This is a genomic window from Vibrio sp. 10N.261.51.C6 (genome assembly GCF_041471785.1).
GTDB classification, from domain to species: Bacteria; Pseudomonadota; Gammaproteobacteria; order Enterobacterales; family Vibrionaceae; genus Vibrio; species Vibrio crassostreae_C.
In genome coordinates this window covers 1,995-11,387 of sequence record NZ_JBFRPB010000078.1, presented here as the reverse complement: position 1 = coordinate 11,387, position 9,393 = coordinate 1,995, and the positions used below count along the sequence as shown (strand labels likewise).

The window sequence follows — 9,393 nt, the reverse complement described above, 5'->3', positions numbered from 1 at the left end:
GAGATCTAAATTTAAACGATTTGTGATCCGCACCAGCAGCCCTAGACATTGAGTTAGTGAGCTGGAATCCAGATGATTGACGTACAAGTAACTCATCATCTAGCTCTTCACAAATTTTCTGCATGCTTTTTGAAATCGCACTGATTGTTTTACCCATGCGCCTTGCAGTTCTGGACAAGAAATCATTTTAGGCTCGTTTGTGCTCTTAAAATTTGACTGATCAGCTTTATTGCAAAGCCTATTGCCCAAATTCCCTTATCTACCACAGTACCATCAAGCTCAATACATTTGATTCAGCTCTATTCGACTTCTACTTTTACAGAGGGAGTCGTTTGCTTCATCCTACGTTCAACTAAACGGAGAGACGTAATGTTAAAAACAATTTTAGTGATATATTTCAGCTTATTCGCAGTAATTCAAGCAAGTTACGCAACAGACATGGATAAATCTAAGGCAGAACAATCTGCAAAAACCCTAGAGATTGCCCAAGCTTTTCTGTGGGCTGCTGGATCTGGGGATATGGAAAAGCTAAGTACTCTAATGGCTGACGATTTTGTTTGGCATAATGAAGGAGATGATTCTATTCCTTGGATTGGTAACTGGGAGTCTAAAGAAACAGTTTTAAATACCTTCTTGCCTCGCTTTGGTGCTGGATTAAAAACAACGAGCTGGACTACAGATTATAGTTTTGCCAACGGTGATCAAGCCGTCTTTATGGGGACCATGAGTGCCACAGCAAACAACACTGGCGCTGACACTGGAAAATTTAGTTGGGCTGTGCGCGTTCAAGTCGTCGATGGGAAAGTAAAGAGTTGGAACTGGTTTGAAGACAGCTTTGCTGTCTCAAAAGCCTATCACACAGAGAAATAACAACTCTAAACATGTTTGATTTTACTAAGAATTGACTTAACACTGAGAGGCTACCTCTCAGTGTGTAAACACATTTCAGGACGGGACATAAACTGGTAAAAAGCCCGATTCTTAAGGCATGAAAAGTCGCTTAATTTGATACTCAATCTATTTGGAGCCGATCACAAATGCCGTGCTATCAAGACGCGCGGCATTTCTAACTGTAAATGACTGTAAAATCAGTTGAATCAAGGTGCCAACTTGATAGTTTATAAGCATGAATTTTTATGGCTTAACAACCTATCAGGCAATTGATCATGCAAACCCGTACATGGAAAGACAGTTTGGTAAAGACTCAGTATGTCATGGACATCCTATTGCTGATCGGCTTTATCTTAGTCTGTATCCCCAAAGCAACAGGTGTAGCAGCTCACGAATGGCTGAGCCTTTTGTTTATTATTCCTTTGATTATCCACTTACTACTGCATTGGAACTGGATGGTATCTCTTCCAAAAAATTTCATCCACAAACAATCTGCTAAAGATCGATTCAATGCGGTTTGGGATGCTTTGTTCTACTTGGTCATGCTGATGGCAACACTCAGCGGATTCTTAGTTTCCGAAGCTTTGCTACCTCAGCTAGGTATGCCAGTAGAGATACTGCCTGTTTGGTCCAAGCTACATCATGACCTAGGAAACCTAGTGATGCCAATGCTTGGTATCCATCTCGCTCTGCACTGGCAGTGGATAAAAGGTGTGAGCAGAAAAATGAGACAGAAACACAACACTAAGGCAGGTGTATAATGAAATATCTCGTTTATCGTTGGAAGCAGCGCTCTGCTATTGTCTTAATCATCTCGCTTATCATCTGCGCAGTAATGTGGACCCTAGAGCTATCAACTTGGGCAGGAACAATAAATAGTGCAGCAACCGAGCTTGCACTCGAAGAAGGAAAACGAAACCTATCTGGGTTAGCGGTTTTCGGCGTCTCATTTGTTAAGCTTACTGTGCTGACCATGGTGCCCGCCTTTTTGTGTTATGGCGTGTTAAAGCTCTCTGCTTTTGTCTTCAAAAAACGTACACACGACAACCAAAACAAGCCTACTCGGCCAGTCCACTAGTCAAGCAATGTCTCAGCCAGTGCGTCTAACATTCGACGCGCGCGCTGTCAGTGAACTAGCTGGGGCAGGTCTGCCTTACGATGATCTACCCAGTCAGCACGGAGTTGGACATTTATGAGTCAGTGATTCTGCTAAATTAGCATTTAAAGGATTAACTCAGGTATTGCAAACCTCTAACTACGTGGGCAAGTTCACTTAGCCACTACAGGAGCCGTTCAAGTCTTAAAAAACATCATCCCAATACGGTAAATCACCATAATAGTCACTGAGAAACTCAATAAAAACACTCAACTTAGTCGCAATCAGCTTACGGTGCGGATACACCGCATATAGCGCCATGGGTTCTGGCTCAAACTCTTTTAGAATAACGTTAAGTTGGCCCTTCTTTACTGCGTCAGACACGATAAAAGTGGGTTGAAAAACATAACCCTCTCCCGCTATAGCGGACTCAACGAGGATATCTCCGTTGTTGCAGGATATACCGGAACTCTCCTCTTTTGACGAGCGCTTCAGCGCATTCATAAGTGGGGACTCGGATTGACTGTAATCCATGTAGCTGTAGCTTAGCAGATGCTCTGGAATAAGCTGTTCCGGATGCTCTGGCGTTCCATGCCGTTCAAGATAGTCTGGGGAAGCACACATAACCAACCGAACCGGAGCAACACGCTTTGCAATTAAGGATGAGCTTTTTAATTGCCCGATCCGTAACGCTAAATCAAAGCCCTCCTCAACCACATCGACTTTCCGATCGTTGAGTTGCAAATCGATACCCACAGCCGGATTGAGCTGCTTAAAATCCCGAATAAGTGAAGCGAGATGCTTGGTAGCAAAAGTCACAGGAGCACTGATACGCAGTAAACCTTGCGCCTCATTCTTTAACTGCCCCATGCTCCCTTCCATGTCTTGAATACTTTCCAAAATGTGCTGAACGTGTTGCACACATCGCTCGCCCGCTTCTGTAAGGTGTACTTTTCTCGTCGTGCGGTTAAGCAGGCGTACCCCGAGTTGTTCCTCCAAATGAGATACGTACTTACTGACCAACTGATTTGACGTTCCCAGTTTCTCTGCTGCCTTGGTAAAACTGCCTTCTCTAGAGACCGTGAGAAACGCCTTCATGGTGTCAATCCTATCCATTAAACAAATCCTTTTAATAAGTCAATTACCAACAATACATTGGAAATCATTCAATGATAATGCCATTTATCATCTAAAGGAGAAAGATTAATCTTATTCCCAAGTTAAGACTTACTTGAATAAATCAACTCTGAGGGAAATACCATGAACAAGCACATTTTTAACAAAGTAATTCAATCCAATGCTGGCTTTGCGGCACTAGTACTGAGAGTTCCGGTAGGAATCATTTTGGCTGCACATGGTGCGCAAAAGCTGTTTGGCTGGTTTGGTTGCTATGGACTTGAAGGTACTGGCCAATGGATGGCAAGCATTGGGCTAGCACCCGGTTACCTAATGGCATTGATGGCTGGCAGTGCAGAATTCTTCGGAGGTTTAGCCTTGATATTTGGCCTTTTGACTCGCCCAGCAGCACTGGTCAATGCATTTGCCATGTTAGTGGCAATCTTCAGCGTTCACATCAGCCATGGCTTATTTATCAGCAATAACGGTTACGAGTTTGCTTTGGCGTTATTCGCTGCCACTTTAGCGCTAGCCATTCAAGGTGGCGGAAAGTTTGCCATTGATAACCGCTTACTTGGTGCAACCAAAACCGCTTAATAAAAGCTATTGGACTCGAAACAAATTAGACAAACAACAGACGCCCATGGCGTACGCTCGCAAGGGGCTCTTCGAAATAAGGAAAGATTATGTTGGTAAATGGTAAGTGGGAACGCAAGTGGGATCCCGTTCAAGAGAAAGACAGTGAAGGCCGCTTCATCCGCCAAAGCAGCGCATTCACAAATCGCATTGACGATGCACAGTCAGCAGTCGATAAAGGTTTGCGACTCTATGCTGCTTACATTTGTCCTTGGGCAACACGCACATTAATTGCTCGCTCGTTGTTTAACTTAGAAGATGTAATTGACGTAAAAATCTTAGACCCAGTACTAACAGATTTCGGTTGGCAATTTGGGGGTGAATCTGATTCAACGGTAGGCTCTACAGAGAGTGGCATTGAGGGAGTGGAATACGCTCACCATCTTTATACGATGACTGATGACCAATACACTGGTCGAGCGACTGTGCCTGTACTTTGGGATTGTGGTGATAACAAAATCATCAACAACGAGTCTGCTGATATTCTTCATATTTTGAACGAAGACTTAAGACCGATTCATAATTCAAACATCAATTTGTACCCGACTGAGTTGCAATCACAAATTGAAGAGTTTAATGCCAGTATCTACGACAGCTTAAACAATGGTGTGTATCGCGCAGGATTCGCTTCAAGCCAGAAAGCTTACGACGAAGCCATGGTTGATATTTTCGCTCGCTTAGAAGAACTGGAAACACATTTTGCGAATAACGATTTTGCCGTTGGCAACCAACTAACCGAAAGCGACATTCGGTTATTCGTTACCTTGATCCGATTTGATGTGGCCTACCATGGCCTATTTAAAACTAACATCAAAGCCATCTCTGACTACCCTGCGTTGTCAGCGTATTTGGACCGCTTATTACAAATCGAAGCCTTTGCGAAAAACACTCGTGTCGATCATATTAAAGCGGGCTATTACTCGGTAACTGCGCTAAATCCATCTGGCATAATTCCTCAGGGGCCGTACTTGGATTGGTTTAAATATTTACCGGAGGGAGTATGAAACTAGCACCTCTGATGTTCGTTGGTCACGGTTCTCCGATGTTTGCGTTAGGCGCAAGCATCGAGGCTCAACAACAGGCGACCGATAATTTAACCCATCAAGTAGCTAAATTTGATGATGTGGAAGCTATATTAGTGATATCACCACATTGGGTTGCCCGCGGTAATGTCGTTATCACCAACGACCAACCAGAAACCATTCACGACTTTGGTGGCTTTCCACCTGAATTGTACGAATTGAACTATCCTGCGATGGGCTCACACATTGTTGGTAATAAAGTCATCGACTTATTAACCAACAATGGTTTCGAAACTAAGGCGGACAATTACCGAGGCTGGGATCACGGTGTTTGGGTACCGCTGTATCACCTGCGCCCAAATGCAGACAAGCCAATAGTGCAATTGTCGCTGAATGTTGATCTGTCACCAGATGAACTAGAAAAGCTCGGTAATACCTTGAAACAATTGCGTAAGCAGAATATTGCGGTTATCTGCTCAGGTAGCCTGACGCACAATTTATATGACATTCGAATGAGTCACGAGCGCGTCGCAGATTATGCAAACAAATTCCAAAATTGGGCACGGAAAATCGCTCTTGAAGGCAATTTAGCGGAGGCAAAACAGCCTCACGTTAAGTCTGTTCACTATGCGAAGTCACATCCTACCTCTGAGCATTATTTGCCGTTAGTTATTGCTATGGGAGCAAAAGATGACGCTGATAATCTTACGGTGTTGGAAAGTCCAATCTTGCATCACTCCATTTCAATGGAGAGTTATGTTTGGTCTCAGTGAGCAATAACATTACTTTAGTTTAGAAAAACAGCATCAACCAAGATAAGTATAAACTGCAAGGCTAACATGATGTATGGAATCCACTCCCTCCTTAGCAATCTAGACTTAGGAGTGTGAGAAAAAACCGAGGGTTCCAATATGTTGACTAAAAATGTTATCGCTATCGACTTAGCAAAAAATGTTCTTCAAGCCTGCCATATCAGCATTCATGGTGAGCTAATGTCCAATAAACCTCTGAGTCGCCAGAAGATGAAAGAGTTCTTGGCAAAGGCTAAGCCTTCGATTGTCGCCATGGAAGGTTGTTGCGGTTGCCATTACTGGGGGCAATTAGCAGAAAAACTTGGGCATGAAGTCCGAATCATTAACCCTAAGAAGGTGAAAGGATACCTAGAAGGTCATAAAACGGATCATAATGATGCTCTCGCCATCGCTAACGCCGCTATACAAATTGGTATCAAGTACAGTCGTCCAAAGTCATTGGAACAACAAGCTATCGCCGGTTCAGTGGCGCACGACTTTCAAGCAATAGAACTCATTTCATTGAGGGCATTTTTGCGTTACATGCTACCGCCAGCATACCTTTGGGCAGAAATGAGTTTCGGAAAAGTAAACATTAGCAAATCATGAATAACTACAGGTATGGCAAAGAGGAAAAAGTTTCAACGGTGTCTCCAATTGCTTTATTGAAATACTAGTACCTGATCCCGTACTGGAATCAGGTGATTGTTATGAGAGACAAAAGACAAGACCCTATTGTTTCTAATGCTGAGTCACAAGCAGTTTTTTTCCATGCTCGATTAATCATTATCAGCATTACTGATAACTTAAGCGCGTTGCAGCAAATCGGTTAAGTAAAGTGTGCATGATGTAACACAGTAATAAAGTCGCTACGATGGCAACCAAAATACTGCTAATACGGTAAAGTGCACTATATATCAGATCGCTACCTGGGGTGAGGTATTGGCCAAATAAAATCCCCAGCGTGGTCATCGCTCCAAAGCCAACCCCAGCGCCGACGTTTTCTTTGACGTGTACTTGGCTAAATAGCATTAACCCAAACCATAAAACCGGCACGACTAAGATCAACAGCCCTGACCAATCATAAAGAAACAACTGGGCTAACACACCGAATGTCACTCCAAGAAAGGTACCTATCGCACGTTTAAGGGCATAATTTAATACCCCAGTAAAATGCATCGGATAAAGTAATAAAATTGTGGCAGCTTGCGCCGACATAGAGTCTTGCAGATTAAATATCTGGAACACTACAAAAGATGCTGTGGCGATAGTTGCCCCCAGTAATACTTCATGTCGCATTCGATTTACTGATTTTGCTGGTGGTTTTTGCAATTTTCTGGGTTCAACATCAGGGATTAACGAGACCATGATATAGGCGATAATGATTGCCAGTATTGTGGCGCCGAGATTAGCGCCGATGAGACCGTTTAGATCAGTATCAGGGTAACTGGCAAAATTAAGCATGATGCTCAGATTAAGTAAACTATTGGCACCATAAAGAAAAAAACTGCCGCGGGTCATGGCGGTAAAAAAGCCAACAAACACCCCAAAAATAATCAGGGTCATTAAGACTGGATGGCCACCAAATAAACCACCGATAACGCCTACCACTAATCCAGCTGTGACAGAAGACGCCAACACCTGCCGCGCGACATGGGCGGTGAACACAGGTGCTAGCCCTAGCAATACCATAGGGGTAACAGTATAAAACACCCCGTTACTAAAGCCGAACAGTTTGCACACAGTAAAGCCAATCGTGCCAGCAGTGGCAATACGTAGACATTGACGTAAATCATTGGCTGTCATGGGATTAAATCTTAGTAACATGATTGTTGCCTTGTGTCGCTGTAATATATTTAAAATAGCGCATCTATCAAATGTTTGATGTTAATAGATATAGTGCAGCATACTGATGGCTTTAATCTGCCCATGAGCTAATAAGTTCAGCAAACTATTTTCTGGCATTATCTGCACCGTCGCCCGTGCCCCCGTTGGCAATGTTCTCATGACTTCGTCATTATCTAATTGTAAATGCAATCTCATTCTTTGGGCGTCACGGACCCAGCGATCAGATTGTTGCGGAGTCGCTAAACTGCCATTGGCATCGAACTGTCCGGCGCTAACCCCAGCATCAATACTGCTGACGTGGGCGCGATATAAACGGCCTGGTTCACCGTCAAACGCAACAAGGGCTTTAGATGAAATTGAGACATCTCGTAATGCCTTTTCTCTAAAATCAGCAATAATATCCACATCATCAGAAACAAGAGCCAGCAGTGGCTGGCCAATGGCCGCAAAGCCGCCGACCATGATTTGCAAGTTAGTAACTGTGCCGTCTTGATCCGCATGAACTTGGGTATAAGACAGGTTTAATTTGGCTTGGGCTAAGCGATTTTCGGCCTGACGTACTTTTAAGTTATTGTTACCGTAAACACCGCGGCTCACTTCTAATTGCTTTAAACGGGCTTGGGTTGCCAGCAAATTTGCTTCAGCCGCAGCGGCATCGCTGTCAGCTTGATCGCGTTGCTGTTGGGATACGCCATTAGTTTTGTACAGTGCATCAAGACGCTTTGCTTCGCTGCGTTTTTGTTGTGATGTGGTTTGGCTGGCATTGACATCAGCTTGCGCCGCTAACAAAGAGGCATCTAGCTCAGCGTTATCTTGCTGGACTTGCTCTAAAGCCAACTGCGCTTCATCTACCGCTAACTTATACGGTCTAGGATCTACTTTAAACAGTAATTCACCCTTGCTAACAACTTGGTTATTAGTGACAGCAATAGTTTTAATGCGGCCATTAACTTGTGGGGTAACCTTAGTCACAACCCGAGTTGCCATAGCCTGCGGCGTTAATGGCATAGTCGCATCAGCAAACATAAAGTAACCAAATACCAGCATAAAGCCTGCTAAGGCAATTTTTGTTAGCCGCGAAAATTGTTGATCTGGTGTCATATTTGTATTCACTTACTTGTCTGTCATTTTAGCTAATTTGGTTAACGCATTATTACCAATCAGATTAATTACTCTTTCAAACTCAGTAAGTTCTTCAGCGTTTATGCCTAAGAGCAATTGGCTACGGATATTGATAATTGTTACTTCAACTTTCGTTATTAAATCGAGTCCAGCAGGAGTCAAATTGACAAGTCTGGCGCGTTTATCATGGGGGCAACAGTGGCGTTCAATGAGCCCTTGCTGTTCTAATTGGGCTAAGGTGCGCATTAAAGAGGCCAGTTCAATTTCTAAGGCATTGGCTAATACTTTTTGACTGAGGTTGTCGCCTAATCGCCACAGTTTCCATAAGGCTGTCCAGCGTGGGTAAGTTAACTCTAAAGGGGCAAGTTCAATGTCAACAGAGGTGCGCCATAAGCGATGCAGACGCCCCAATTGTTCTGCCAGTGATAGCTCTTTCATATGGTCGAATTCTTTTTGCATCATGGTTCCCATTTACTTAGCGTGCTAACTATTATACTTGGTTAGCACGCTAAGTAAATTGTTTTATACTATCAAAATCGCCTCATAAGCCTAAATCCCCTTAAAGTAATGAAAAAAAAGAATAAAAATGGAAGTGAAATAGGACATCCGATCTTTTACCAATAAATTTTAACCCAGCCAACCCAATCGCTGAGCCAGAAACACAGTAGATGACAAAAAATATTAGCTAACGCGCCCATTCAGTCACAAAATAAACGGAAGCGGAATTTTAAAGAAAAATATGTAGGATTTTTGAGATTTACAGGTGGCGTTGTTGAACAATCCCTCCCTAAGAGCGTAGTAACCCCAAGGGCTGCGAGCAATTAAGCCACTTCATTTCTTACGGGCATACCTAACAACGGGGGGGGGGGGG

At 43.4% G+C, this 9,393-nt stretch carries 11 protein-coding genes and 1 pseudogene; 7 read left to right on the top strand and 5 right to left on the bottom strand.

Translation table 11 applies throughout. From position 1 onward, the window contains the following. A partial coding sequence (locus tag AB4375_RS19670) for a LysR family transcriptional regulator (protein WP_372052367.1) occupies positions 1 to 178 on the bottom strand: 178 nt, incomplete at its 3' end. Between the two features lie 191 nt (positions 179 to 369). On the opposite strand from AB4375_RS19670, the gene AB4375_RS19665 reads away from it, so the two are divergent. The 3 genes from AB4375_RS19665 to AB4375_RS19655 all read left to right on the top strand — a co-directional run bounded on the left by AB4375_RS19665 (position 370) and on the right by AB4375_RS19655 (position 1,969). Further along, on the top strand, positions 370 to 870 hold the full coding sequence (locus AB4375_RS19665; RefSeq protein WP_372052365.1) for a nuclear transport factor 2 family protein: 501 nt from the start codon (positions 370 to 372) through the stop codon (positions 868 to 870). A 296-nt stretch (positions 871 to 1,166) separates the two neighbouring features. Beyond that, positions 1,167 to 1,652 carry a DUF4405 domain-containing protein gene (locus AB4375_RS19660; protein WP_032546226.1) on the top strand — a complete coding sequence of 162 codons (486 nt, stop codon included), beginning with the start codon at positions 1,167 to 1,169 and terminating at the stop codon, positions 1,650 to 1,652. Further along, positions 1,652 to 1,969 carry a hypothetical protein gene (locus AB4375_RS19655; protein ID WP_017068659.1) on the top strand — a complete coding sequence of 106 codons (318 nt, stop codon included), beginning with the start codon at positions 1,652 to 1,654 and terminating at the stop codon, positions 1,967 to 1,969. The genes AB4375_RS19660 and AB4375_RS19655 overlap by 1 nt, the downstream gene beginning before the upstream one ends. Positions 1,970 to 2,191: 222 nt before the next feature. Here AB4375_RS19655 and AB4375_RS19650 read toward each other — a convergent pair whose 3' ends face one another. After that, positions 2,192 to 3,103, bottom strand: a complete 912-nt coding sequence (locus tag AB4375_RS19650) for a LysR family transcriptional regulator (protein ID WP_102320037.1) — start codon at positions 3,101 to 3,103, stop codon at positions 2,192 to 2,194. A 144-nt stretch (positions 3,104 to 3,247) separates the two neighbouring features. Here AB4375_RS19650 and AB4375_RS19645 point away from each other — a divergent pair, with 144 nt between their 5' ends. The 4 genes and pseudogenes from AB4375_RS19645 to AB4375_RS19630 all read left to right on the top strand — a co-directional run. Continuing rightward, positions 3,248 to 3,700: a DoxX family protein gene (locus tag AB4375_RS19645; protein WP_372052363.1), complete on the top strand. Its 453-nt coding sequence runs from the start codon at positions 3,248 to 3,250 to the stop codon at positions 3,698 to 3,700. A gap of 89 nt (positions 3,701 to 3,789) precedes the next feature. Then, positions 3,790 to 4,743: a glutathione S-transferase family protein gene (locus AB4375_RS19640; RefSeq protein WP_017039294.1), complete on the top strand. Its 954-nt coding sequence runs from the start codon at positions 3,790 to 3,792 to the stop codon at positions 4,741 to 4,743. After that, entirely contained in the window at positions 4,740 to 5,534 is a 795-nt protein-coding gene (locus AB4375_RS19635) for a class III extradiol ring-cleavage dioxygenase (protein WP_017068662.1), read from the top strand. Before AB4375_RS19640 ends, AB4375_RS19635 begins: the two co-directional genes overlap by 4 nt. Before the next feature lie 138 nt (positions 5,535 to 5,672). Next, positions 5,673 to 6,027 (top strand): annotated as a pseudogene (locus AB4375_RS19630) (transposase); the annotation flags it as partial. Between the two features lie 320 nt (positions 6,028 to 6,347). Here the strand turns inward: AB4375_RS19630 and AB4375_RS19625 are convergent. Genes AB4375_RS19625 through slyA form a run of 3 tightly spaced genes read right to left on the bottom strand, consistent with a single transcriptional unit; the run spans position 6,348 to position 8,981 of the window. Then, a complete protein-coding gene (locus tag AB4375_RS19625; protein WP_017059067.1) occupies positions 6,348 to 7,379 on the bottom strand; it encodes a DUF2955 domain-containing protein in 1,032 nt (343 codons plus the stop codon). Positions 7,380 to 7,439: 60 nt separating this feature from the next. Next, entirely contained in the window at positions 7,440 to 8,501 is a 1,062-nt protein-coding gene (locus tag AB4375_RS19620) for an HlyD family secretion protein (protein WP_017068664.1), read from the bottom strand. 12 nt (positions 8,502 to 8,513) lie between these two features. Then, the gene (slyA, locus tag AB4375_RS19615; RefSeq protein WP_372052362.1) at positions 8,514 to 8,981 is read right to left on the bottom strand and encodes a transcriptional regulator SlyA; all 468 of its coding nucleotides are present in this window, start codon (positions 8,979 to 8,981) and stop codon (positions 8,514 to 8,516) included. Positions 8,982 to 9,393: the final 412 nt, after the last annotated feature.

What these genes read in the sequence shown, in the direction of transcription:
- AB4375_RS19665 (WP_372052365.1), top strand. Translation starts at nt 370, where the DNA reads ATGTTAAAAACAATTTTAGTGATATATTTCAGCTTATTCGCAGTAATT.
- AB4375_RS19660 (WP_032546226.1), top strand. Translation starts at nt 1,167, where the DNA reads ATGCAAACCCGTACATGGAAAGACAGTTTGGTAAAGACTCAGTATGTC.
- AB4375_RS19655 (WP_017068659.1), top strand. Translation starts at nt 1,652, where the DNA reads ATGAAATATCTCGTTTATCGTTGGAAGCAGCGCTCTGCTATTGTCTTA.
- AB4375_RS19650 (WP_102320037.1), bottom strand. Translation starts at nt 3,103, where the DNA reads ATGGATAGGATTGACACCATGAAGGCGTTTCTCACGGTCTCTAGAGAA.
- AB4375_RS19645 (WP_372052363.1), top strand. Translation starts at nt 3,248, where the DNA reads ATGAACAAGCACATTTTTAACAAAGTAATTCAATCCAATGCTGGCTTT.
- AB4375_RS19640 (WP_017039294.1), top strand. Translation starts at nt 3,790, where the DNA reads ATGTTGGTAAATGGTAAGTGGGAACGCAAGTGGGATCCCGTTCAAGAG.
- AB4375_RS19635 (WP_017068662.1), top strand. Translation starts at nt 4,740, where the DNA reads ATGAAACTAGCACCTCTGATGTTCGTTGGTCACGGTTCTCCGATGTTT.
- AB4375_RS19625 (WP_017059067.1), bottom strand. Translation starts at nt 7,379, where the DNA reads ATGTTACTAAGATTTAATCCCATGACAGCCAATGATTTACGTCAATGT.
- AB4375_RS19620 (WP_017068664.1), bottom strand. Translation starts at nt 8,501, where the DNA reads ATGACACCAGATCAACAATTTTCGCGGCTAACAAAAATTGCCTTAGCA.
- slyA (WP_372052362.1), bottom strand. Translation starts at nt 8,981, where the DNA reads ATGCAAAAAGAATTCGACCATATGAAAGAGCTATCACTGGCAGAACAA.